Raw genomic sequence first — 24,493 nt, forward strand, 5'->3', positions numbered from 1 at the left:
ACTTGAGGGGGGTAGCATGGTGCGTTTGTGGGGACGGCTGCTGGTGGCATTGGGCCTGTTGCTGGCTGGCGCGGGCAGCGCGCAGGCGGCTTGGTGGCAGGCAAAGACCGACCATTTCACCGTCTATAGCGAAGGCAGCGACGACAAGCTGCGCGACTTTGCGGAGCGGCTGGAAAAATTCGACTATCTGCTGCGCAAGATGACGGGCAAGACCGCGGCGGAAAAGGGCAGCCCGGTGAAGGTCTATCTTCTGTCCAGCGAAGCAAAGGTCAAGGACCTTGCCCGCAATCCCAATATCGCTGGCTTTTACACGACGTCCGATCGCAGCGCCTATGCCTTCCTGTCCCGCTCATCGAAGGGCGGCACGTTCGGGTTCGACGCGGAACAAATATTATTCCACGAATATACCCATCATTTCATGCTACACTATTTTCCCGCTGCGTATCCGGCCTGGTATGTGGAAGGGTTCGCGGAATATTTTTCGGTCGTCGATTTTCCCAAGGACGGGTCCATCCGCTTCGCGCAGGTGCCGATGGCGCGCGTCCCCGGACTGGTGCTGGGCCAGCCTTATCCGCTCAAGCAGCTTTTCGCGCAGACCACCGATGGGCTCAATCGCGCGGATGGCGACCGCTATTATGGCACCGCCTGGCTGCTGACCCATTATTATTTCAATTCCAAGACCGGACGCAGCGCCGAATTGTCGGCCTATCTCAATGATCTTGCGCGCGGGGAGGCGGGCGAACCGGACAGCTATTTCGCAGGCGGGCTGGAGGGACTGGAAAAGGATCTCAAGGCCTATATGCGGCATCGGACCAATATGCTGGTGCTGAGGCCCGGCGAGATGCAATTGGGCGCCATCACCGTCAGCCCCGTCGATGCGGCTGACGGCGCACTGATCGAGGATGAATTGCGTCTGATCCATCGGCCGCGGACCGAGGACCTGCCGGGCATCGTGGCGTCGATCCGCGCGACGGCGGCGAAATTCCCGCAAAGCCCCCATGCGCTGGCATTGCTGGCTGAGGCGGAATGGAAGGCGGATATGCACGATGCCGCCCTGGTCGATGCCGACCGCGCCATTGCCATCGACCCGCAATCCTCCCGCGCCTATGCGGTGCGGGCGGAAGCCATGCTGGAACGCGCGCAGGAGAGTGACAGGGCGGACGACTGGAAGGCGGCGCTCACCGCCATCGTGCGCGCCAACCGCGCGGATACCGAAGATCCGGTGCCGCTGGCGCTATTCTACCAATATCATGCGATGCGCGGCGGCAAGATGCCCGAACTTGGCTATGACGGCCTGTACAAGGCCTATACCCTCCTGCCGCAAAATCCCAATTATCGGTTCAGGCTGGCGCATGCGCTGGCGATCCGGGGGGAATATGCGGCCGCCTCCATCCTGCTCGATCCCATCGCCTATTCGCCGCACGGGTCCGGCATGCGGGACGCGGCGCTGCGGCTCAAGGCGCAGTATGATGCGCAGGTGGCGGATAAGGGGGCGCAAAATCCTGCACCCGCGCCATGACGGCGGCGCGCTGCGCATCGCTCATGCTGCGCCAGTGCACAATCTCCTCAATGGTTCGCCCGCAGCCCGTGCATGTCGCCCGATCCCGGTCGAGCGCGCACAGGTTGCGGCAGGGGCTGGCAATGGGCGTCGCCATCACATGAAACTGTAGGGGTCGACGTCCACCGCGACCCGCGTGCCCGATTTCCATACCAGATTGCCCAGCCATTCGCGGATCGCGGCCTGAATGTCGACCTGCCGGCTGGCGTGGATCAGCAGGCGATGGCGATGCCGGCCGCGCAGCACGGCCAATGGGGCGGGGGCCGGACCATAGACGCGCATCCCCTCAATCACCGGTGCGGACTTGCCGATCAGTCGCGCGGTCTGCGCCGCTTCGTCGGCATCCTCGCTCGACACGATGATCGCGGCGAAGCGGCCGAAGGGTGGGGCGTTGGCGCGCCGCCGGTTTTCCGTTTCCACGGCATAGAAACGCTCTGGGTCCGCATCGATCAGCGACTGGATGACCTCGCTTTCGGGCATCCGCGTCTGGATGAAGACATGGCCCGGCTTTTCCCCGCGTCCCGCGCGCCCGGCGACCTGCATCACTTGTTGGAATGTGCGTTCGGCCGCGCGCAGGTCGCCGCCCTCCAGCCCCAGATCGGCGTCGATCACGCCCACCAGCGTCAGATTGGGGAAATGATAGCCTTTCGTCACCAATTGCGTGCCGATGATGATGTCGACGTCGCCTCCTTCCACCGACTTCACGAACTCGGCGGCGCGCGCGGGCGACCAGAGCGTGTCGGATGTGGCGATGGCGGTGCGCGCCTGCGGCCAAAGCGTCTTCACCTCGTCAGCGATGCGTTCGACGCCGGGACCGCACGCGACCAGGCTGTCCTCCTCCTTGCATTCCGGGCAGCGGCGTGGCGCGGGGATAACATGGCCGCAATGATGGCAGGCCAGCCGATGCGTCAGCCGATGCTCGACCATCCAGGCGGTGCAATTGGGACATTGGAAGCGATAGCCGCAATGGCGGCACAGCGTCAGCGGCGCGTAACCGCGCCGGTTGAGGAACAGCAGGCTCTGTTCGCCCCGCGCCATCGTCTCGTCGATCGCCTGGACCAGCGGCGGCGCGATCCAGCGGCCGCGCTCGGGCGGATCGGTCAGCAGGTTGATGCCGTGAATGTCGGGCATTTCCGCCCCGCCAAAGCGCGAAGGCAGCTTGATTTCGGCATAGCGGCCCAGTTCCACCTGATGCCGCGTTTCGATGGCGGGGGTGGCCGACGCCAGCACGACCGGGAATTTTTCAATGAGGCCGCGCATCACCGCCACGTCACGGGCATGATAATGGACGCCGTCTTCCTGCTTGAAGCTCGCCTCATGCGCCTCGTCGACGATGATCAGGCCCAGCTTCGGGTAGGGCAGGAACAATGCCGAGCGCGCGCCGACCACCACCTGCGCCTGCCCGCTGGCGATGGCGCGCCAGGCCCGCCGCCGCTCGCTCTGCCGCAAACCGCTGTGCCAGTTTACCGGAACGCATCCGAAACGTTTTTCGAACCGCTCCAGGAACGGCTCGGTCAACGCGATTTCGGGCAGCAGCACCAGCACTTGCCGGTCGGCCCGGATCGCCGCTGCGATCGCCTCGAAATAGACTTCGGTCTTGCCCGACCCGGTCACGCCGTCGAGCAGGAAGGGCGCGAAATCGGCCGCGCGCACCGCATCCGCCATCTGCCCGGCGGCGGCGCGCTGCGCTTCCGACAGGTCGGGCGGGGCATGATCGGGATCGGGCATGGGGAAGGGCGTGTCGACGCTCACCTCCACGGGTTCGAATATATCCTGCTTGATAAGGCCACGGATCACCGCGTCGCTCACCCCGCCGATCATCGCCAGCTCGCGGATCAGCCCCTGCCGCTCGCCGATCCGTTCCAGCGCCTGAGCGCGCTGTTCGGTCATCCGTTCGGGCACCGCGCCGGTGGCGCGATATTCGATGACCGTGCGCGCCCCCTCCAACGCCGACATGGACGATAGCGCCATCCGCAACACCGCGGCCGGAGGGCTGAGATAATAGTCCGCCGTCCATTCAATGAGCCGGCGCAGCGGTTCGGGCAGGGGCGGGGCGTCCACCACCTCCAGCAGATTGCGCAGGCGATTGTCGCCGACGCTCTCGACCTCGGGAAAGCGATCCTCCTCCCACACCACGCCGATGATCTGGCGCGGCCCCAAAGGCGCGACGACGATGCTGCCATGCTCGACCCGCATGCCGTGCGGCACCCGATAGTCGAGTGGGCCAAGAGCGGCATTAAGGAGCAGGACGCGCGCGCGGGAGGACATGGTGCGTCCTTAGCCCTTGGCGCGTCCCGCGCAAACAGCCCCGCCGCTAAATCCGCCAGTTGAGCGACAGCCAGGGCACATGGTTGAACGTGTCGGCTTTATTGTCGCGAAAGGTCTGCTGGCGCATGTAGAGCAGCTGGATATCGACGGATTTGCTCAAGGATCGACGAATGCCGCCTTGCAGGCGCATCACGGCCAGGCCCGTCCTGTCGCCGGGCTTTGTCCGGTTCAAATGAAAGAAGAATTCGCTCGCCCCGACCAGCGCCCATTTCTTGTCGGCATCCAGCGGCACCATCGCCTGGATCCGTTCGCGCAGACGCCAGCTGGCTTCGTCGGCATTGTCGAAAAAGCGTTGCTCCAGCCGGGTGCGGCTTTGCAATATGCCATGGCTGACGGTCAGTTGCTGGTGAAAGCGCAGATCCTGATCGACTTCGCTTTTGAGATAGGCGAAACCGCCGCCGATCTGCACCCCGTCCGCTATCCTGTGATCCCAGGTAATGCGGCTGAGCGATTGCTCGCCGCCACTTGTCCCATCGGACCGCGCGCGCTGGCTGAAGTCGATCGTAATGCTGTCATTGCCGTCCGCCTTGAAGGTCAGTGCCTCCGACACCCAAAGCTGCGTATCGTCTGCGGCGCGGGCGGGAGAAGCGATCAGGGGCGGCACCAGCGCGGCCAGCAATATCGGGAAACGCATCGGTGATCCTTTGGAAAGGTATCGCGCCGTTACCCGTCCTGCGGCGCCCGGGCAACCGATGGCGAATCCCGGCCCCAAAGGCTAAAGGGAGCCGAATCGCCAATTGCCCCGGAGCATCCCCATGAAATTCTTCGTCGACACCGCCGACACCGCCGACATCCGCGAACTGGCCGCCACGGGCCTTTTGGACGGCGTCACCACCAACCCGACCCTGATCCACAAGTCGGGCCGTAAGTTCATGGAAGTCGTGGAGGAAATCTGCGGCATCGTCGATGGCCCCGTGTCAGCCGAAGTCGTCGCGCTCGACCATGAAACGATGATGAAGGAAGCGGAAATCCTGCGGAAGATCGCGGACAATGTCTGCATCAAGGTGCCGCTCACCATCGACGGGCTCAAGACCTGCAAGGCGCTGACGGACGACGGCACGCTCGTCAATGTGACGCTCTGCTTCTCGGCCAACCAGGCGCTGCTCGCGGCGAAGGCCGGCGCCAGCTTCATTTCGCCCTTCGTGGGTCGCCATGACGACAATGGCTTTGATGGCCTGAAGCTGATCGAGGACATTCGCCTGATCTACGACAATTATCAGTTCGACACGGAAATCCTGGCAGCTTCGCTGCGCCATCCGATCCATGTGCTCGAATGCGCGAAGATCGGCGCCGACGTCATTACTGCCCCGCCTGCCGTCATCAAGATGCTGTCCAAGCATGTGCTGACCGACAAGGGGCTGGAAGGCTTCGCCGCCGACTGGGCCAAGACCGGCCAGACCATCCTCTAAAGCGGCATCGGGCAGGCCGCGACCGGAACCGCCGCTCGTCCGGCTCATTGTGTCTTCGTAACAAGGAGGCATACTGCATGTTCGTCGCGGTTTATTGGTGGCGGGTCCATCCCGGCAAGGAGGATCAGTTCCGCGCCGCCTGGCGGCGTGGGACCGACCTCATCCGCGAAAAATATGGCAGCCTGGGGTCGCGCTTGCATCGCGATGCGGATGGACGCTTCGTCGGCTATGCCGAATGGCCCGACGAGGCGACCTGGCGCGCGGCCTTCGACCAGAAAATGGTCTATGACGATCCCGCCACGCGCGCCGCCTTTACCGACGCCATTGCCGAAGTGCCGGCCGATGCCGACCCCATTTTCACTATGACCGTAACCGACGATCTGCTCGTCCGTTCGGTCGCCAGCGCCGAGGACTGAGTCATGCGCGATCCCGACAAGCCCGACCTCGGCTTCCTTTGGTTCTCCCTGTTGCTGACCGCCATCGGCCTGCTGCTGATGCTTTTCTATGGATGATCGGCGGAACATCCGCCCGCGCGGCTGATTTTCGCCTTCACATAGATTAGGGGGAAGCGGATGAAGACACAGATGAATCCGCGCGTATTCTGGGGGGCGTCGATCATTGTCGCTCTGATGCTGTCCAGCACGCTGATCGCGCCCGGCGCGTCGGACCAGATATTCAGCGCCGCGCAAAGCTGGGCCATCGACACATTCGGCTGGCTCTACGTTGCGTCGGTCGCCGCTTTTGTGGTGGTGGTCCTCGTCCTGGGATTTGGACCAGCTGGCCGCCTGCGCCTTGGCCCCGACGATTCCGAACCCGATTTCCCCTATGTGTCCTGGCTTGCCATGCTGTTCGCAGCCGGCATGGGCATTGGCCTTATGTATTTTGGCGTGGCCGAGCCGGTCCAGCATTATATCTCCCCGCCTGAAGCGGAGCCCGGCACCATATTGGCCGCCCGCGAAGCAATGGCCATCACCTTCCACCATTATGGCATTCATGCTTGGGCCATCTACGCACTGGTGGGGCTCAGCCTTGCCTATTTCTCCTATCGCCGCGGGTTGCCGCTGACGATGCGGTCGGGGCTGCATCCGATCCTGGGCAAGCGCATCCATGGCCCGATGGGCGATGCGATCGACATATTCGCGGTGTGCGGCACCGTGTTCGGCGTATCGACATCTTTGGGCTTTGGCGTGTCGCAGATGACCGCCGGCCTTGCCTATAATTATGGTCTGGCCGACACGATATCCTTGCAGGTGGGCGTCATCGTCGTCGTCATGGGCGCGGCCACCCTATCGGTGCTCAGCGGGGCCGATCGCGGCGTGCGCCGGTTGTCGGAACTCAACCTGACGCTGGCCGTCCTGCTGATGCTGTTCGTCATGCTGTGGGGGCCGACCCTGTTCCTACTCAATGCCCTGGTGCAGAATTTCGGCCTTTATCTCGATCATTTCGTCCAGCGCACCTTCACCCTCTACGCCTATGAACCGCGCGCCTGGATGGCCGACTGGACCCTGTTCTACTGGGCATGGTGGATCGCCTGGTCGCCCTTCGTCGGCATGTTCATCGCCCGCATTTCGCGCGGGCGTACGATCCGGGAATTCGTCGTTGGTGTGCTGTTCGTGCCAGCGGGCTTCACCTTCCTGTGGATGACGGTGTTCGGCAACACCGCGATCGCGCTCGATCTTGGCGCGGCGCATGGGGCGATCGCCAAGGCGGTCGACGCCAATCTGTCGACGGCGCTATTTAAGTTCCTGGCCTATTTGCCCGGTGCCGGCTTCACCTCTGCGCTTGCCATCACGCTGGTCGCGGTCTTCTTCATCACGTCCGCCGACTCAGGCGCGCTCGTCATCGACACGCTGGCATCGGGCGGGGCGGACGAAACGCCGCGCTGGCAGCGCGTCTACTGGTGCCTGCTGCTGGGCGTGACAGCGACATTGCTGTTGCTGGCGGGCGGCCTCGGCGCCTTGCAGACCGCGACCCTGCTCGCCGCGCTCCCCTTCTGCATAATCATGCTGTTGCTGGCCGTGGGCCTGGTGCGTCAAACCTCAGCCGATCTGGAAGGCGTCGCCATCAGCGAAGATGCGCCCGCCGTCACCGAACGGCTCAAGCGCCTGTTCGTGCCGGCAAGCCGAAGCGATATCGCGCGCCAGATCGCCGCCAATGGCGTGCCCGCGCTGGAAACGGTGCGCGACGCAATGCTGGAAGAGGGCTGGGCGGAAAGCGATGTGCAAAGGAATGAGGACGGAGCGGCGGTACTGACGATCCGCTTCGCGCCCGATCGCGTCTTTCGCTATCATCTGACCCCCCGGTCTCGTCCGCTCGCCGCCTATACCGCCTTGGAGGCGTCGGAAAGCCGCCGCAGCCACGGCTGGATCATGTCCGGCGGATCGGAGGGGCAACAGCGCAAGCGCGATCTGACCGGCCTGTCGACCGAGCAGATCACGCACGACATATTGCTGCATCTGGAGGGCTGGCGTCCCGCCACGCCCTGAACGCAAGCCGATCGTTAGGTGTCGGTTGTCAGGAAGTCTGCTCCTGGCACCCACGCATTTCGGCACTTTTGTCAGCAGAGGATCACGGCTGATTTTCAACCTCTGCTCCTCTGAAGCGGGTTTTGTGTCAACCTCTGCTCCGACCGCAATGGGGTAGATGCAGTTTGGTGTCGATGGGCGTATCGTTAGTAGTGGCAGCTCATTGTTTAACGGCTATTTTTGCGTGGGAGTCGAGCTGAGGTAAATTCCTGATTGTTTGATTTTTGCGGCCCTTTGGTAACCGCCTGTACTGCAGTGGTAGCTGATGCGATTGCCGCGATCTCACGATTAACCTGAAGGCCTGCGTGATGGCGTTCTAAGAGAAGGGCAATAGCTGGACGCACAACATGCAGAGGGAGAGACTCATCAACTGCGTATGGGTTTGAAGGATCGCTGCGTGGATTGACCGCGACACGACCGAGCTTAGTTCCAAACAGAGCAGTGAGAGGCAATCCTGGGCGGCGAGCATCTACCTGTATGTCTGGCTCAGAAATGCCAAGTAAGTGCATCTGAGCCTTCAGCCGCGGATCATTGATGGGAGCGCCCCGGTAAATTACCAACGACGCGGGCGAAGGCGTTTTAGGCTTTGTCTTTTCCACGGCCTCGGTAAACAAGTGGAGGAGGTCGTCAGCCATTGGCCGGCCGACGGTCACAGTATGAGCGATAACATTGCCGTGACGGGCATCTATGAAAGCAGTGAGGACAGCGCGATAGGGCGTGTTGTTAGGTCCATCGACCGCGACGTCGAGCGGCGACATATCGAGCGCGTAATCGGTGTTTTTGCCGGTGTAAGCCACGACATCCGTTATTTCCGCAGGAAGGTTGAGCCGAGTTCGGACCGCTCGTCCGCTCGGAGGATTTATATTGCGCTCTTTGCATAATGCTTCGGCAGCAGAATGGATCGCCCCCGGTCGAGCGCCTGGTCCGGCATTCGCGATAGCTTCCTCGAGAGCCGCTCTCGTTTCGTTAGGAAGTTGGCGAGGGTATTTTGATAAGACTTGATCGCTCTGTTTTAGCGATTCTTTGTAGGCGCGAATGATCTTAAAGAAGTTGCGCTGCTTATAGCCTAAGCGCGCTGCAGCAGCGGTGACAGCTGCTGCCATTCGTTGGCTCCCCTTCTTTGGGAGCTCTTCAACCTCTAAAGCTCTGCGATAGGCTTCCGGCCACTGTTTGGCCGTGAAAGTCACCATATAGTGAGCAATGCGATCTTCCATTTTCTTCACTCCATAAATCAAGGAGAGAAGTGAAGCGTATTCACGCCGTCAGGCTTTGTAGATTGAATGTGCTTGATCTAAATGAGGAGCAGAAGTATGACATAGAGGAGCAGTCTTGCTGAAAATTGACAATGAATGTCGGTTGTCAGGAAGTCTGCTCCTGACCCCCTAGAGTTTCCGGTGCTTTTGTCATCAGAGGATCACGGCTGATTTTCAACTTCTGCTCCTCTGGAGGGGGAGTAATGTCAACTTCTGCTCCGATCCCTATTTATCGGCGATTCAGATGAACCTTTCATCGCGTCGAGAAGATTCCTAGCCGAAGCCCAGAGCATGATATCTGCGCTAAATCTGCGACACCTTGCTTATCGCTCGCTCGTGCTTCAAAGTTTTGCGTAACAGTCGGACGTCCCAAGGATTGGTCATGTCCGTCACGGTTTTGGACGTTGGGGGGATTATTGGTGACCGAGATAATTGCGCTTGCGATTCATGACCTGAATCGTAGCGATGCTGGCTATTCTGTCGCACTCTCCAAGAAGTTGCTTGACGTGACCGACACGACGCTTCGCGTCATCTCCACGGTCTATGAACTTTACAACAGCCGGACTTCCAAGTCTCACGGTCGGTTCACAACGGCAGAAGGTTCTCCCACCGAGGGGCAAATCCGTGCCTATGTTGAGGCCAAGGAGAAGGACTTCCTCGGTCTTACCGGCAAGATGATGGATAATCTGGCACGGGAAGCGGGAAAGAAATCTGCTTCGGTCGGCGGGCATGTGTTTTTTGCCCACTTCCGACGGGATGGTTCAGATTTCATGCTCGTCACGGTGGTCACCGACAAGCTGAGCGCGGCCCTGACCAAAAATCATGGAATGGAGTGTTGATTTCCACTGAGAAGTGACCCGGGTAGGGCGTAAATTTCCACTGAGAATTGACCCATGTTGAACTCGTCCCTGGCTTTGACAAGCGAGGGTATATGGAGTGTTGGACATGGCGTTATTGAGCGTTATCCGGCGCTGGCATTTTCGCGATCATCTACCGATCCGGGAGATAGCGCGGCGCACCGGACTATCACGCAACACGATCCGCAAATATTTGCGGTCCGAGACGATCGATCCGCGGTTCAAGGTGCCTGATCGACCAAGCAAACTGGACCCATTTGCTGAGCATCTGGCGGCCTGGCTGCGGCGCGATATGGGCCGATCGCGCAAGCAGAAGCGCACGATCAAGCAGTTTCACGCCGATTTGGTGAGCCTGGGTTATGAAGGATCCTACAACCGGGTTGCCGCTTTTGCTCGGGACTGGCGCGAAGATTATCGGCGCCAGCAACAGATTGGCGGGCGTGGGACATTCGTGCCCCTGTCGTTCGCGCCGGGGGAAGCTTTCCAGTTTGATTGGAGTGAGGACTGGGCAATCATCGCCGGGGTTCGGACCAAGCTGCAGGTCGCGCATTTCAAGCTCAGTTACAGCCGGGCATTCATCGTGCGCGCCTACCTGCTGCAAACCCATGAGATGCTGTTCGACGCCCATAATCACGCCTTCCGCGTGCTGGGCGGCGTGCCGCGCCGGGGTATCTATGACAATATGCGCACGGCCGTCGACAAGGTCGGGCGTGGCAAGGAACGCACCGTCAACGCACGCTTCCTGACGATGGTCAGCCACTATCTGTTCGAAGCTGAGTTCTGTAACCCGGCTGCGGGATGGGAAAAGGGGCAGGTCGAGAAGAATGTCCAGGATGCGCGGCACCGTCTGTGGCAACCCACGCCGCAGGTCGAAAGCCTTGATGCGCTGAACCTGTGGGCTGGAGGAGCGCTGCAAAGCGTTATGGGAGGACATCCCTCACGGGATCGAACCCGGATCGGTTGCCAATGCCTGGGCCGATGAATCTGAGTGTCTGATGGTTGCGGGCAGGCCCTTCGATGGTTTTGTGGAATATCGCAAACGGGTATCGCCGACGTGCCTCATCCACTTTGAGCGCAATCGCTACAGCGTACCGGCCTCTTTCGCCAATCGCACTGTCAGCCTGCGCGTCTATCCTGATCGCTTCCAGGTCGTCGCCGAGGGGCAGCCAATCTGCGCACATCAGCGCATCATCAACCGCTCTCACGACGGTCCAGGTCATACGGTTTATGACTGGCGCCATTATCTGGCGGTCGTGCAGCGCAAGCCCGGCGCCCTGCGCAACGGTGCGCCCTTCCTTGAGCTACCCGATGCGTTCCAGCGTCTGCAGCGACATCTGTTGCGCAATCCCGGCGGCGACAGGGAAATGGTCGAAATACTGGCGCTGGTTCTTCATCATGATGAGCAACTGGTGCTGACGGCGGTCACCATGGCGCTGGAGGCTGGCGTTCCGACCAAGACCCATATCCTCAATCTGCTCTATAGGCTGGTCGACGGAAAACCGATCTCCACGCCGCCGGTGACGGCGCCCCAGGCGCTCAAGCTGGTCAGCGAACCGATGGCCAATGTCGAACGCTATGATGATCTGCGCAAGGAGAAGCGTCATGCGTCATGACCCTGCCAGCGGCGCCATCGTCGTCATGCTCCGCAGCCTCAAGATGCATGGCATGGCGCAGGCCGTCACCGATCTCATGGAACAGGGATCTCCAGCGTTCGAAGCCGCCATCCCGATCCTCTCCCAGTTACTCAAAGCCGAGACAGCAGAACGGGAGGTTCGGTCTGTGGCCTATCAGCTCAAGATCGCGCGCTTCCCTGTCTATCGCGATCTGGCCGGCTTCGACTTTACCAGTAGCGAGGTCAATGAAGCTCTGGTGCGTCAGTTGCATCGCTGCGACTTCATCGACATCGCCGACAATATCGTGCTGGTCGGCGGTCCTGGCACCGGCAAGAGCCATGTGGCAACGGCGCTGGGCATCCAGGCCATCGAACATCATCGAAAGCGCGTCCGCTTCTTCTCGACGGTCGAACTGGTCAATGCGCTCGAGCAGGAAAAAGCACAGGGCAAGGCCGGTCAGATCGCCAATCGCCTCCTGCACTCCGATCTCGTTATCCTGGATGAGCTTGGATATCTGCCGTTCAGTGCTTCAGGTGGCGCGCTGCTCTTCCACCTGCTGAGCAAACTCTACGAGCGCACCAGCGTCATCATCACCACAAACCTGAGCTTCAGCGAATGGGCCACCGTGTTCGGCGACGCCAAAATGACCACGGCGCTCCTCGATCGGCTTACCCATCACTGCCACATCCTGGAGACCGGCAACGATAGCTTCCGCTTCAAAAACAGCTCTGCCAAGCAGGCCAGAACCCAAAAGAGAAAACCACGGGTTGACCCACCCGTGACACCCGAAACATAATCCGCAGACGGGTCACTTCTCGATGGAAAACCCGGGTCACTTCTCAGTGGAAATCAACACCTCAGTGTCATGCAGCAAATTGCTGCTGGTAGGATGATGCTCTATAGGGTAGGGGGGTATGGTATTCAATCAAATTCAGTGGAATGATTTGTGCGCTCGCCTTGCATTGACCTTTGTGGTTTCGACGCCTCGTCCGGCTGGTGCCGCGGTTGCGGCCGTTCTCGTGAGGAAGTGCGTCGTTGGCGCAATCTGCGCCCGGGCGAGGCGCGTAAGGTTGCTGCGGATTTACCGCAGCGCCTGTCCAAGCTGCGCGCAAAGGGCCTGACGAATGATCGCACCGACGACTGACCAGCCTTTCGGCTGATGTCGTCGGTGCGATGGGTGGCAAGCGGAAGCTGTTAGCCAGGCGCGACCTTCAACTGGTGATCGTCTCCGTATCGAATGCGGCAGGAATAGCCATGGCCGCACTCGGTGTGCATCTGCGATACAGCGGCTTTCGTTAGCCGCTGTATCTGGCCACTATCTTCGATTTCGATCCGTTCAACCGATTGGAAGTCGAAAGGTGCGACCGGCACATTTTCCCGACCCTGCTTGATGAGTACCCCGTAGTGCGCCGTGCCTTTGAAATAGGTCACCCGGATGTCATGGGAGCTTTCGTTCTTCCATCTGGGATGGACGGGACCGCATGCGGACAAGCATAGGGCCAAGGCGGTCAGTAAGATCGTCGGTTTCATGGTCTCAATTTCTTGCGGGATTGCTGTTCCTAACAAATCCGCCCTAACCGGGCATGAATGCCTAACCCTCAGGGGCGACGCGATCTGGTCGCATCAGCGCCATGTTCACCACATCGATCCAGTTCCCGCCCATGAAGAGCGCGTTGCGTGAGGTGCCCTCTTCGACAAAACCCAGCCGATGGTACAGCCGCCGTGCGGGTTCGTTATGGGCGAAGACGTTCAGTTCGAGCCTGCTCAGGTTGAGATCACGCCAGCAATATTCAATGGCGACTGCCATCGCGTCTGCTGCCAAGCCTTTGCCGCGGTCTTCGACCTCACCGATGCGGATGCCGATAAGGGCCGATCGATGGATGGCGTGGATTTTGTGGATTTGGATGAATCCCACAATGTGCGGAGCGTCCTGCACGCGAATAGCGAAGAAGACGCGTGAGGCGTCCTGATCGGCATTTAGCCAGAATGCTTCCTGATGCTGCCAGTTAAGCGGTCGGTAGGGTTCATTCAGGCGAGCGTCGTCGGCATTGTCCATCCAGCGGAACAGGCGCTCGAGATCGACAGGGAAAATGGGGCCGAGGGCCACGGTGTTGCCAAAGAGCATATTGGGTCTTTCATGATGTGCAGATGGCCGCGCGGATGGCGACCGAAGAGGAAGCTCGATCAGACTGGCTGGGGGCTAAGGCGCCTGAGCCACCATGTTCGGATGGCCCGCTCCGCAGGTGCCTCGATGCTGTGGTGCAGGAGGGCTGCCAGACCAAGCATCGTTGCCGACGTGACGATGACCCCCGCGAAGGGGCCTATCTGTGCGCGGTCGATTGCCCGGAGCAGCACGAAGCCGGCGTGATGGTGGATGAGATACAGCGGGTAGCTGAGAGCGCCGAGATACAGCAGAATAGGATGAGTGATCGCGGACAGGCGGCCGTTGATGGCCAGCCAGAGCATCACCTGAATTCCGACCCCGGCGATCAGGAAGGCGGCGCCGCCATTGAAGCCCAGTATCGCCAGCGCCATCGCGAAATAGGGAAGTTGGTCGAGATAGCGCCGTTGTGCTGACCACGCTCTGTAGGTGAGCACACCAATGGCGAAGAACGGGCTGTATTGGTTCACCAGGAGCATCTGTACCCGATACGGCGCTATCTCGGAGACGGAGGCGATCGCGCCAACTGCCATCCAACCAGCAAGCAGGTACTCGATGCGCACCCGCTTGCGCGCCATCCATGCGAGGGCCGCGCATATGTAGAAGGCGAGCTCGACGGTCAGCGTCCAGTACACGCCATCTACAGACGGGACGAAGAAGAAGCCTTGCAACATGGTTAGGTTGATCATGACCGTTTCGAATTCCGCCTGTAGCCGTTCGGTCCCGCTCCATTGCACGACCAGCGTCGTGATCAGCACCGCCGCCCAATAGGCTGGGAAGAGCCGGGCAACACGCTTGATGGTGAAGTCGGCGATGCCCACGGTGTTTTCCAGCGTGCGACTGATCACGAAACCGGAGATGCCGAAGAACAGGAAGACGCCATAGCCTCCGGCATCGAACCTCACGCCGATGCTGCGGCGCTCGGGAAAGAAGTCGGGATAGATCGAGGTGTAGTGGAACAGCATCACGCTGATCGCCGCGATCCCGCGCAGGGCGTCGAGTTCCTTCAGCCTGTTTCTGAACGGGCCGCTGACCGGTTGCTGTTCAAGCCGATCAGGACGCACGTTGACCTTCTGTTTTTCAACGAGGGTCATGACGGCCCCCCTTGAAAATCTTCCCGACCATGTTGCGGATGTCTTGATAGAATGGGCCGGTATCGTCCTTGTCAAAGACGTAGTAGCGCATGTTCGGGCGCACGAAGTCCGCGAGGTAGGATCGCAGCTCCTGCAGGCGGCTATATTCAGCGACGCGCTCATTAACGCGAGAGCGCCTGATGAGCAGGCGCATGAGCCGCTTGGTTTCCGGAATCATATAGCGTGCCTGAATTATGTCTTGCCGGCCCACCGGCGCGTCAACGACCTGGCCCAGGACCGAACGTCGATAGGCTTCCCAGGCGAAGAGGGTGTCACAATGGCGAGTGAGCGGGAGGCTGCCCCAATAGCGGCCGTTTACTTCCATGAGCCAATAGCGCTTCCGTGCCGCGTCATAGCGATACTCGACCATGGCGGGGCCCTCCCACTCCAATTCCTGAAGCAGGCGCTCCGACAATTTCATCTGGGCTTGATGCTGATGGAGTGGCTCGTTGTAGCAGAGCGTCGACACCCCGCCTTCTGGCGGCCATTCATGAAGGCGCACATGCTGAAAGCGCAGGGTCGCGCGATCACGCCTCATGTAGAGCATTTGGCCAAGCCCCACGCCATCGCAATAGGACTGGATCAGGGGCCAGCGGCCTATTGTTTGGAAGCGATCAAGCAAGCGGTCGAGTTGGCCGGCATTGCTGACGAACTCTGCCTTCTCCCATTTGAGGCCAGCCTCTTCGAGAAGGGGGAGGATGTCATTTGGGTTGTCCCACTTGGCGATAGCGGGGAAGGTCTGCTCAGCGATCCGCGCGGCGAAATCTTCGCCGGCTCGAGGTTGCCATGTCTGCGGCACGTCGAACCCGAGCTTTCTGGCTGCGCTCAGTGTGTCGCTCTTGCTGAGCGCCCGCTGCAATTGCTCCAAGCGGGGCGTCAGAACCTGGCACTTGCCGATGTACTTTGGTCCTGACGCCAGTTGCAGCAAATCGGTTTCGGACACAGCAAATAGTGCCATCGCGCCCGTGCGACGTACGATGTCGGGCATCCAGGACATGATTGGCCCGGCCGGACGGATGATGGCTTGCGAGCAATGTCGTGAGGCTGCAGCCATTGAGGTTGCGGCCGTACCGACGCCGATGACCGGCACGTCCTTTTGGCCGAGTTCACGGATGATGCTGAGATTGATCGCGCTATCGAGCCCGAGCACGATAGCAGGTGGGTGCGGACGCAAAGGACGCCCGCCAGAATGCGGTGTTACCACAGAAGATGCCTTTCGAACGTGCCGAAGGCAGCGGCGGACGTAAAGCATCACAGCCGCTGTCAGACTGGCAGGTCAGACCAATCGGAAGGTCGGGCGCCCTGCGAAAAGGGCGCTGCGGCATCAGGCGGAGGGCGGCTCTAGCAGCGGAGGGGAGGGGACGATCGTCAGCTGTTGGTCATCAGACCGACGGAACTGACGCTTGAGAATACGGCGGTGCCGGTCGCCTACACCAGCTATCCTGACGTCGTCTGCTGATCCGTGCGTGTGATGACCGGTGTGACGGTGAGAACCGTCAGGAAGTTCGTCCGTCTGCCCATCAACCAGATCCGCCGGCTCAGTGTGCGCCTTACCTACTGGATCGGTATGGGTATATTCGTAATGATGTCCCTGAAGCGGCGCGTGCGGCAGGGCGGCTCCAGCCGCTCCTTGAGCGAGGATCGCCAGAACTGTCAGCATTATGCAGCGGATCAGCTGTGTCATGTCGCCTTGGCTCACATGCTCAGTTCGGGTTGCGCTCGGAGGCCTATAACAGAAATGGCGTTACAGATATCGTGAGATTGCCCGGAATTCTTCAACGGCCTTGGAGACGCCGCCGCTGTCTTGGCTATGGCTGAGACAATGATCGATATGATCGTTGATCAGGGTCTTCTTGGCGTTGACGATCGCACTTTCGACCGCTTGCAACTGCTGGGCGATCTCGACGCAGGGACGTCCTTCTTCGATCATTGTTACGATGCTGCGCAGGTGGCCGCCAGCACGGTTCAATCGCTTTATGATCGCAGGATGCGTCTCGTGCTGATGATCGGCCATGCAGAATCGACTCCAAGAATGAGGCTTGCAGTATCCTCCCCGGGGGGATACTGCAAGCCTCATTCATATCCCCCCGGGGAGGATGATTCGTGATGAGGTCATGCAATGCTTTCGGTGTTGAGCAATCGGACATACCGTCACCTGTTCCTGGCGCAGGTGGTGGCTTTGGTCGGAACCGGGCTGGCTACGGTCGCGCTGGGGCTGCTCGCCTATGACATTGCCGGCGGATCGGCAGGCGCAGTGCTGGGGACCGCGCTGGCCATCAAGATGATCGCCTATATTGGTGTGGCTCCCGTCGTAGGCGCCTTTGCCGACAGGCTGCCGCGTCGCGCCTTTCTCGTCACGATGGATGTGCTGCGCGCCGCCGTCGCGATCTGCCTGCCGTTCGTCAGCGAGATCTGGCAGATCTACGTCCTGATCTTCGTGCTTCAGTCTGCATCGGCAGCGTTCACGCCCACTTTTCAGGCGACCATTCCCGATGTCCTGCCGGAAGAGCGCGACTATACCAAGGCGCTCGCCCTGTCGCGGCTGGCTTATGATATGGAAAGCCTGACGAGCCCGATGCTCGCGGCTGCCTTGCTGACTGTCATCAACTTCCACTGGTTATTCTCGGGCACGGCGGTCGGTTTCGTCGGTTCGGCCATTCTGGTCCTGTCGACCACCTTGCCTCGAGCGCTCAACCGTAAGGAGGTGCGCACTGGCATTTATGCCAAGACCACCAGGGGCATGCGGATTTACCTCAAGACGCCACGGCTGCGCGGCCTTCTCGCTTTGACCTTTGCTTCGGCGGCGGCGAGTTCGATGGTGATCGTCAACACTGTTGTCATTGTGCGGGACCAGCTTGGCCTTGGCCAGCGGGACGTTGCCTTCACGCTGGCAGCCTTTGGTGGAGGCTCTATCCTCGCTGCGCTGGGGTTGCCCCGTATTCTCGACCGCATATCCGACCGCTCGATCATGATCACTGCCGCAGCAGTGCTGGCTTGGGGGCTTGCGATCATGGGTGCCCTCACGCACTGGTTCGGCAGTTCTTCCAACTATTGGTCCATACTGCTCGCGGGTTGGTTTGTCCTGGGTATGGCCTATTCGATGAGTGTCACCCCGTCGGGGCGGCTACTGAAAAGGTCGGCCAATGCGGAAGATCGGCCTGCACTCTTTGCGGCGCAGTTCGCCCTGAGCCACGGAAGCTGGTTGATCTGCTATCCGCTTGCTGGCCAGCTTGGCGCGAGAGAAAATCAGGTAATGACGTTCATTGCCATGTCGATCATCGCGCATTTTGGTGTGATCGCTGCTTATTTGCTGTGGCCGAGCGCGGATCCTGACGAACTTCCGCATGATCACGTCGATCTTGATGCAGACCATCCCCACCTTCGGGACAAGCATGGCCAAAGCGCTGGCCACGCCTATGTGATCGACGATCTTCATCAGCATTGGCCAAGATCATGACTCGTTCTTTCGGTCGATCCGGCTTGCCGAGCGCATGTGACGAAGATAGCGTGCGCGCCATGCGAGCATTGCACTCATCCCGGCGTAACAGCACGGCGCTTATATGGCGTCGGCGCGTGTCGACGCTGTGCGGCCTGCTCGCTTTGTTGGGTGTGACCCTGCTGACCACTTGGCATGACACCCTACCTCAGGCGCATGCGGCCCAGCAGGTCGCGTCCAGCGTCGCCGATCACGATCATCACCATGACCGGCATGAGTCGAAGGACCAGCCTGACCTGGCAGACATGATGCACATTGCTGCACATGCCGCGCATCAGTCGACAGATCTCCCGTCGCAGCCCGTCATAGTTGCAGATGTTGCGCCGGTCGCTGGGCGTTGGGAGCTGTTCCACGCTGCCGCGTTGGGTTCCACGGGGCCAGCCTCTCTCTTGAGACCACCCGAGGTCTGATCCCTGGCGCGCATCTGCGCGCATCTTTTGATCAGACCTACGAGGGAATTACACAATGCAAGCCTTTCGAGGCCGGCTGCCGCGTATTGCGGTATCCGGCGCGGTCGTTGCGACCTGCCTTATGGCGGGTGGCACGGCTGCAAGCGCGCAAGTCGCGCCACCATTTGCCGAGCTTTTTCGGCAAACCAGCGAAGCGCCACGTCAATTGGAGCTCGAAGCCGAAGTAGATCGAGCCGAAGGATTGGCACGGCAGGCACGCGCATATCCCAATCCGACCGTGAGCGTCATGACGGAGAATGTGGGGGGGCAACGCCCTTACAACCGCTTCGGTCGTGCGGAAAACACGCTCCAGGTAAACCAGCCGCTTGAGCTTTTCGGAAAGCGCTCCGCTCGCATTGCGGCAGGCGAAGCAGGCGTGGTCGCTGCTCAGGCGCGTACGCGTGACGGCCGGCTGTCCTATGCATATGAACTGGCGCGTGCCTATGCTGGCGCTGAAGTCGCCGATCGCAGGATCGGGCTGGCTGAAGATGAACTGGAAGAAGCAGAAGCGGATCTTAAGGCCGCCCGCGCTCTGGTTGAAGCGGGCAAGGAAGCCCGGCTTCGCGGCCTTCAGGCTGAAACCGAAGTGAATTCGCTAAGGGCTGTCGTCGATACGGCCAAAGCAGAGCGGGTTGGCGCCTATTCCCGCCTGACTGCGCTCAGTGGTCAGTCGGTGTCTTATTCGACGCTTGCCGAACCCATGTTGGACCGGTTGGCGCCGATGAAGGGGCAGGGGCCCATCGACCCGACGCAGACGGCGCCGTATCTGGCAGCGAAAGCTGACGCAGAAGCCGCCGCGCGGCGGGTGACGTCCGCCAAGCGGCAGGCCATTCCTGATGTGACGGTGTCCGTCGGCGTTAGACGGCTTGAGGTCGATAACGCGAATGCTCTGCTGGCAGCTGTGAGCGTGCCATTCCCGCTCTTCGACAGGAACCGCGGCAACATCGACGCTGCGCAGGCCGAACTGCGCGGCGCGCAGGCACGGGAGGCGGCAACCCGGTTGGAGGCCGAGGCTGCAATCCAGGCTTCGCTTGCCCTAAACGAAGCGGCAGACGCCAGAGCAGCGGCTGCGGATAGAACGCTGTCCACGGCCGAAGAAAGTTACCGGCTTGCACGCATCGCCTATGAAGCGGGGAAGTCCCCGCTGATCGAATTGCTAGCTGCCCGCCATGGCCTGGGAGCTGCTCGCGGCGTGGTGCTCGATGCCCGCGCTGCCCAGTTCGATGCCCGCGCCAGCCTTGCACGGCTTGAGGGCCGCACCATCACCGGAGAACCCGTCCAATGAAGTCCGACAACACACTCTATGCCGGCGCTGCGGTCGGCCTCATTCTGGCGGCACTGGCCGGCTTCGGCGTTGCACGCATGACAGCGCCCAGCGCACCGGTGGCTGAGGAAAGCGCTGCGGAAGCAGAGGCCCAGCCTGCCGATACCTTGGAAATCACTGCGGACGGCATCAAGACCTCGGCAATCTCGGTTGAAGCTGTCTCCGGCTCCAGTCTCTCGGGGATCGTCATGGCGAGCGCCACGGTTGAAGCTACGCCTGATGCCGAGGCTGTTCTAACCGCGCGAGCGCCAGGCACGGTGACGCGCATCTTCAAGCGTATCGGTGATACGGTTCAGGCCGGTGAGGCGATCGCGCTGGTGGAAAGTCGTGATGCCTCGGCAATCGCGGCTGATCGGGGGACCGCGGCGGCGCGCGCGACACTCGCTGCGCGGCAATTAGCCCGCGAGAAGAGCCTGCTCGCGCAAGGTGTATCGGCGCGGGCGGACTATGAAACGGCCGAAGCCAATCTGGCGGTAGCTCGGGCCGAAGCGCGCCAGGCGGACGCGGCTGCGCGTGCAGCACGGGTTGCTGGCGATGGTCGGTCCGTATCTGTCGTGAGCTCGGTCTCTGGTCGGATCACATCGGCAACAGCAAGTCTGGGTTCGTTCGTCCAGGCGGAGACAGAACTGTTCCGGGTTGCAGATCCGCGCAGCATCCAGATCGAGGCCGCGGTTCCTGTGGCTGACGCTGGCCGGGTAAAGGCTGGCGATCGGGTGGAACTCACGACGTCCGACGGCCAGAAGGTGGAAGGGCGTGTGCGCTCGGCGACCGGTGTTGTCGACGCGCAGACCCGGCAAGCCACAGTCGTCATCACCCCGAGCGGTGGTGGCAGCGCGATCGCTCCGGGACAGCTTGTGCAGGCACGTATCTTCGCCAGCGGTGGCCAGGGTGCCAGCGGTGTTACGGTGCCGCAGGATGCAGTCCAGACAGTCGGCGAACGGACAGTGGTTTTTGTCCGCACACCCAAGGGCTTCAAGGCACAGACCGTTCAGGTCGCCAGTCGCAGTGGCGGCATGGTTGCGATTGCGGTTGGCCTGAAGGCGGGGCAGCAGATCGCGACGACCAACGCCTTCCTCCTCAAGGCTGAGCTTGAGAAGGAGTCGGCAGAATGATTGCGCGCATCCTCAGTCTATCCGTCAGGATGAGATGGGCGGTGTTGTTCCTGACACTCGCCATTGTCGGATTTGGCGGCTGGCAGATCACCAAGCTGCCGATCGACGCCGTGCCGGACATCACCAACCGTCAGGTGCAGGTCAACACCTTCAATCCCACGCTCGGCCCGGTCGACATGGAAAAGCAGGTGACTTATCCGGTCGAGACGGCCCTTGCCGGCATTCCAGGTCTCACCATGACCCGGTCGCTCACGCGTAACGGGTTCAGCCAGGTGACGGCGATCTTCACGGACAGCACGGACATCTTCTTTGCTCGTCAGCAGGTCACCGAACGTCTTGCGCAGGCAAAGGATAGTCTGCCTTCCGGCGTTCAGCCCAATCTGGCGCCGCTCAGCACCGGCCTTGGCGAAATCTTCTTCTACTCGGTGGCATTTCGTCATCCCGATGGGAAGAACGTCAAGATCGTCAATGGCCAGCCTGGCTGGCAGTCGGACGGCAGCTACCTCACGCCTGAAGGCGAGCGACTAACCACCGAACTGGCGAAGGCGGCCTATCTGCGCACCGTGCAGGACTGGATCATCCGTCCGCAAATGCGCAATGTCAAAGGCGTGGCCGGCGTCGATTCCAACGGCGGCTTCGTGAAGCAGTATCTGGTGCAGCCCAATCTCAACGCGCTGGCCACCTATGGCCTGTCGGTGACGGAACTGGCTGATGCTTTGCAGCGGGCGAACCTGTCGGCAGGCTCCAACTACATCAAGCGGGCCGGGGAGAGCTTCCTGGTTCGCGCCGATGCGCGCCTGAAGTCGATTGAGGAAATCGAGGAGGCGGTCGTTGCGACCCGTGCCGGCGTGCCGGTGCGCGTGCGTGATGTCGGTGAAGTGGTTATCGGTGGCGCGGTCCGCACCGGCTCCGGCAGCCGCATGGGATCCGAAGCTGTGATCTCGACCGTCCTGATGCTGGTGGGCGACAACAGCCGCATCGTGGCGATGAGCGCGGCGGAGAAGCTCACGCAGATCAACAAGGGTCTGCCGCCAGACGTCTTTGCCGAGCCGGTCTATAACCGCTCGAAGCTGGTGAATGCGACCATTTCGACGGTCGAGAAGAACCTGACCGAAGGCGCGCTTCTCGTCATCGTGGTGCTTTTCCTGCTGCTGGGCAACATCCGCGCGGCGCTGATCACGGCGGCGGTCATTCCGGTGACCATGTTGATGACGGCCAGCGGCATGAACGCCATTGGGGAATCCGGCAACCTCATGAGCCTTGGTGCGCTCGACTTCGGTCTGATCGTCGACGGCGCGGTTATCATCGTTGAGAATGCGCTGCGACGGCTCGCTGAACGGCAGGAGCATGAAGGGCGTCTGCTGACGTTGTCGGAGCGGCTGGGCGAGACGACGGAGGCTGCGGTCGAGATGGTTCGACCGACCGTCTACGGGCAGCTCATCATCTTCCTCGTGTTTGTGCCGTTACTGACCTTCCAGGGTGTCGAGGGCAAGACCTTCTCGCCGATGGCGGTCACGCTCATGATTGCTCTGGCCTCGGCCTTCATCCTCTCGATTACCTTTATCCCTGCGATGATCGCCATCGTGATCAAGGGGAAGGTGAGCGAGACGGAAGTGAAACCGATCCGTTGGTTCAAGGAAAAGTACGAGCCGCTCCTGAAGAAAGCCGTGGCGCGTCCCTTGCCGTTCATTGCGGCCGGCGGTGGCATGTTCCTGGCAGCCGTCCTGTGCTTCGGCCTGCTGGGCGAAGAATTCATGCCCCAGCTTGACGAGAAGGACATCACGGTCACGAACTTCCGTGTGCCGTCGGCCTCGATCGACCAGTCGACAGAGATGCAGCTGCGGATCGAGAATACGCTAAAGACGCTGCCGGAAGTGGCTCTCGTATTCTCCAAGAACGGTAACGCGGACCTGGGCACCGATCCCATGCCGCCAAATGCCTCGGACACCTATGTCATCCCCAAGCCCGAGAGTGAGTGGCCATCCGATGTGAAGAGCAAGGACGATATCCTCAAGCGGATCGAAGCGAGGATGAAGCCGCTGATCGGCAATCGGACGGAGATCCAGCAGCCGATCCAGATGCGCTTCAACGAGCTTATCGCGGGCGTTCGGGCTGACGTGGCCATCAAGCTCTATGGCGATGACCTCGATCAGATGAGCCAGCAGGCGCAGCGCATTGCTGCGGTGGTTCGGAAGATCCCCGGTGCCGGCGATGTCAGTGCCGAGCAGACATCCGGCGCGCCGACGTTTGACGTGCAGATCGACCGACTGGCGGTCGCGCGTTACGGCCTTTCGGTCGAAGAGGTTGCCAATACCGTGGCGGCTGCTCTTGGTGGCCGGGAAGCCGGGCTGCTGTTCGAAGGTGACCGTCGCTTCTCGGTCGTGGTCCGTCTACCCGATGCGCAGCGCGATGATCTGGAAACGCTGGGGTCCATCCCGGTGATGTTGCCTACCCCAGAAGGTCAGGTGGCAAGGTCCATCCCGCTCCGCGAGGTGGCACGGTTCAGCTTCACATCAGGGCTGAACCAGATCAGCCGCGAGAATGGCAAGCGTATGGTGATCGTGCAAATCAACGTGCGTGGCCGAGATCTGGGCGGCTTCGTCACAGAGGCGCAGCAGAAGGTTGGCGAACTCCAACTGCCTGCTGGCATGTACACCGATTGGGGCGGCACGTTCGAAAGCCTTCAGTCGGCGCGTCTGCGTCTGCTGATCGTGGTGCCGATCTGCTTCGCCGCGATCTTCGCACTTCTCTACATGGCATTGGGTGGCGCTATCCCAGCAGCGATCGTGTTTAGTGCGGTGCCCATGGCTCTCGCGGGCGGTGTTTTCGCTCTGCTGCTGCGCGGAATTCCGTTCTCCATCACGGCTGCGGTGGGCTTCATTGCTCTCTCCGGTGTCGCGGTGTTGAATGGCCTCGTCATGATGAGCGCCATCCGCAAATATCGAGAGGATGGGGCAGAGGAGGATCAGGCGATCATCGGCGGCGCGATGGAGCGCGTGCGGCCGGTGCTGATGACTGCGCTCGTGGCAAGTCTCGGCTTCGTGCCGATGGCCCTCGCTACGGGGACAGGGGCTGAAGTGCAGCGACCGCTTGCCACGGTGGTCATTGGTGGCCTTATCACGTCGACGGCGCTGACGTTGCTCGTGTTGCCGGCGATCACGGCATTCATGGGGCGCCTCAAGAAGAAACAGGCGCAAGAGTCGTCGGGTAATTCCGAACCGGCAACTGCTTAATCGAAAGGCAGGCGGCGGCGGAGCTGCCGCCTGCTTCATCTA

Annotated in this window: 22 protein-coding genes and 1 pseudogene; 12 read left to right on the forward strand and 11 right to left on the reverse strand. The window is 61.0% G+C overall.

The window, feature by feature from the left end; translation table 11 throughout:
- Positions 1-16 precede the first annotated feature (16 nt).
- Positions 17-1,519 (forward strand): hypothetical protein, encoded by a 1,503-nt coding sequence (locus SKA58_RS04070; RefSeq protein WP_009821087.1) that lies wholly within the window; start codon positions 17-19, stop codon positions 1,517-1,519.
- On the opposite strand, the gene SKA58_RS19330 is transcribed toward SKA58_RS04070, so the two are convergent.
- The 3 genes from SKA58_RS19330 to SKA58_RS04080 are packed head-to-tail and all read right to left on the reverse strand — an operon-like array spanning position 1,455 to position 4,520.
- Positions 1,455-1,727 (reverse strand): DUF1289 domain-containing protein, encoded by a 273-nt coding sequence (locus SKA58_RS19330; RefSeq protein ID WP_332249752.1) that lies wholly within the window; start codon positions 1,725-1,727, stop codon positions 1,455-1,457. The two genes, SKA58_RS04070 and SKA58_RS19330, sit on opposite strands and share 65 nt — an antisense overlap.
- Positions 1,655-3,826: a primosomal protein N' gene (locus SKA58_RS04075; RefSeq protein WP_009821088.1), complete on the reverse strand. Its 2,172-nt coding sequence runs from the start codon at positions 3,824-3,826 to the stop codon at positions 1,655-1,657. The genes SKA58_RS19330 and SKA58_RS04075 overlap by 73 nt, the downstream gene beginning before the upstream one ends.
- A 46-nt stretch (positions 3,827-3,872) precedes the next feature.
- The gene (locus tag SKA58_RS04080; RefSeq protein WP_009821089.1) at positions 3,873-4,520 is read right to left on the reverse strand and encodes a DUF2490 domain-containing protein; all 648 of its coding nucleotides are present in this window, start codon (positions 4,518-4,520) and stop codon (positions 3,873-3,875) included.
- A gap of 121 nt (positions 4,521-4,641) precedes the next feature.
- On the opposite strand from SKA58_RS04080, the gene fsa reads away from it, so the two are divergent.
- From fsa to SKA58_RS04095, 3 genes are all read left to right on the forward strand, one after another.
- Entirely contained in the window at positions 4,642-5,295 is a 654-nt protein-coding gene (fsa, locus tag SKA58_RS04085; protein WP_009821090.1) for a fructose-6-phosphate aldolase, read from the forward strand.
- Between the two features lie 77 nt (positions 5,296-5,372).
- A complete protein-coding gene (locus SKA58_RS04090) occupies positions 5,373-5,711 on the forward strand; it encodes an antibiotic biosynthesis monooxygenase family protein (protein ID WP_009821091.1) in 339 nt (112 codons plus the stop codon).
- A 156-nt stretch (positions 5,712-5,867) separates the two neighbouring features.
- The gene (locus tag SKA58_RS04095; RefSeq protein WP_009821093.1) at positions 5,868-7,781 is read left to right on the forward strand and encodes a BCCT family transporter; all 1,914 of its coding nucleotides are present in this window, start codon (positions 5,868-5,870) and stop codon (positions 7,779-7,781) included.
- A 206-nt stretch (positions 7,782-7,987) separates the two neighbouring features.
- Here SKA58_RS04095 and SKA58_RS19335 read toward each other — a convergent pair whose 3' ends face one another.
- A complete protein-coding gene (locus tag SKA58_RS19335) occupies positions 7,988-9,034 on the reverse strand; it encodes a hypothetical protein (RefSeq protein WP_083784845.1) in 1,047 nt (348 codons plus the stop codon).
- Between the two features lie 458 nt (positions 9,035-9,492).
- Between SKA58_RS19335 and SKA58_RS04105 the strand changes: the two genes are divergently transcribed.
- The 4 genes and pseudogenes from SKA58_RS04105 to SKA58_RS04120 all read left to right on the forward strand — a co-directional run bounded on the left by SKA58_RS04105 (position 9,493) and on the right by SKA58_RS04120 (position 12,687).
- Complete coding sequence (locus tag SKA58_RS04105; RefSeq protein ID WP_232209361.1) at positions 9,493-9,912, forward strand: nucleoid-associated protein; 420 nt, start codon at positions 9,493-9,495, stop codon at positions 9,910-9,912.
- Between the two features lie 106 nt (positions 9,913-10,018).
- Positions 10,019-11,543: pseudogene (gene istA, locus SKA58_RS04110) on the forward strand (IS21 family transposase).
- Positions 11,533-12,339, forward strand: a complete 807-nt coding sequence (gene istB / locus SKA58_RS04115; protein WP_009821099.1) for an IS21-like element helper ATPase IstB — start codon at positions 11,533-11,535, stop codon at positions 12,337-12,339. Before istA ends, istB begins: the two are co-directional and overlap by 11 nt.
- A 150-nt stretch (positions 12,340-12,489) precedes the next feature.
- The gene (locus tag SKA58_RS04120; protein WP_037480019.1) at positions 12,490-12,687 is read left to right on the forward strand and encodes a DUF1289 domain-containing protein; all 198 of its coding nucleotides are present in this window, start codon (positions 12,490-12,492) and stop codon (positions 12,685-12,687) included.
- A gap of 50 nt (positions 12,688-12,737) precedes the next feature.
- On the opposite strand, the gene SKA58_RS04125 is transcribed toward SKA58_RS04120, so the two are convergent.
- From SKA58_RS04125 to SKA58_RS04150, 6 genes are all read right to left on the reverse strand, one after another.
- Entirely contained in the window at positions 12,738-13,073 is a 336-nt protein-coding gene (locus SKA58_RS04125) for a hypothetical protein (RefSeq protein ID WP_004210810.1), read from the reverse strand.
- 61 nt (positions 13,074-13,134) lie between these two features.
- Complete coding sequence (locus SKA58_RS04130) at positions 13,135-13,668, reverse strand: GNAT family N-acetyltransferase (protein WP_009821101.1); 534 nt, start codon at positions 13,666-13,668, stop codon at positions 13,135-13,137.
- Between the two features lie 59 nt (positions 13,669-13,727).
- Positions 13,728-14,798, reverse strand: coding sequence for an acyltransferase family protein (locus SKA58_RS04135; protein ID WP_009821102.1), 1,071 nt, complete (start codon positions 14,796-14,798; stop codon positions 13,728-13,730).
- Positions 14,785-15,987 carry a carboxylate--amine ligase gene (locus tag SKA58_RS04140; protein ID WP_009821103.1) on the reverse strand — a complete coding sequence of 401 codons (1,203 nt, stop codon included), beginning with the start codon at positions 15,985-15,987 and terminating at the stop codon, positions 14,785-14,787. Before SKA58_RS04140 ends, SKA58_RS04135 begins: the two co-directional genes overlap by 14 nt.
- Before the next feature lie 174 nt (positions 15,988-16,161).
- Entirely contained in the window at positions 16,162-16,521 is a 360-nt protein-coding gene (locus tag SKA58_RS19780) for a hypothetical protein (protein WP_125999565.1), read from the reverse strand.
- Between the two features lie 60 nt (positions 16,522-16,581).
- Entirely contained in the window at positions 16,582-16,851 is a 270-nt protein-coding gene (locus tag SKA58_RS04150) for a metal-sensing transcriptional repressor (RefSeq protein ID WP_009821105.1), read from the reverse strand.
- A 114-nt stretch (positions 16,852-16,965) separates the two neighbouring features.
- Here SKA58_RS04150 and SKA58_RS04155 point away from each other — a divergent pair, with 114 nt between their 5' ends.
- Positions 16,966-18,294, forward strand: coding sequence for an MFS transporter (locus SKA58_RS04155; protein WP_442852452.1), 1,329 nt, complete (start codon positions 16,966-16,968; stop codon positions 18,292-18,294).
- A gap of 182 nt (positions 18,295-18,476) precedes the next feature.
- Here SKA58_RS04155 and SKA58_RS19785 read toward each other — a convergent pair whose 3' ends face one another.
- Positions 18,477-18,686, reverse strand: a complete 210-nt coding sequence (locus SKA58_RS19785) for a hypothetical protein (protein ID WP_125999564.1) — start codon at positions 18,684-18,686, stop codon at positions 18,477-18,479.
- Positions 18,687-18,798: 112 nt separating this feature from the next.
- Between SKA58_RS19785 and SKA58_RS04160 the strand changes: the two genes are divergently transcribed.
- Genes SKA58_RS04160 through SKA58_RS04170 form a run of 3 tightly spaced genes read left to right on the forward strand, consistent with a single transcriptional unit; the run spans position 18,799 to position 24,451 of the window.
- On the forward strand, positions 18,799-20,067 hold the full coding sequence (locus SKA58_RS04160; protein WP_009821107.1) for a TolC family protein: 1,269 nt from the start codon (positions 18,799-18,801) through the stop codon (positions 20,065-20,067).
- The gene (locus SKA58_RS04165) at positions 20,064-21,218 is read left to right on the forward strand and encodes an efflux RND transporter periplasmic adaptor subunit (protein ID WP_009821108.1); all 1,155 of its coding nucleotides are present in this window, start codon (positions 20,064-20,066) and stop codon (positions 21,216-21,218) included. Before SKA58_RS04160 ends, SKA58_RS04165 begins: the two co-directional genes overlap by 4 nt.
- Entirely contained in the window at positions 21,215-24,451 is a 3,237-nt protein-coding gene (locus tag SKA58_RS04170) for an efflux RND transporter permease subunit (RefSeq protein ID WP_009821109.1), read from the forward strand. The genes SKA58_RS04165 and SKA58_RS04170 overlap by 4 nt, the downstream gene beginning before the upstream one ends.
- Positions 24,452-24,493 lie beyond the last annotated feature (42 nt).

Origin of the sequence: Sphingomonas sp. SKA58 (genome assembly GCF_000153545.1) — a bacterium.
GTDB classification, from domain to species: Bacteria; Pseudomonadota; Alphaproteobacteria; order Sphingomonadales; family Sphingomonadaceae; genus Sphingobium; species Sphingobium soli.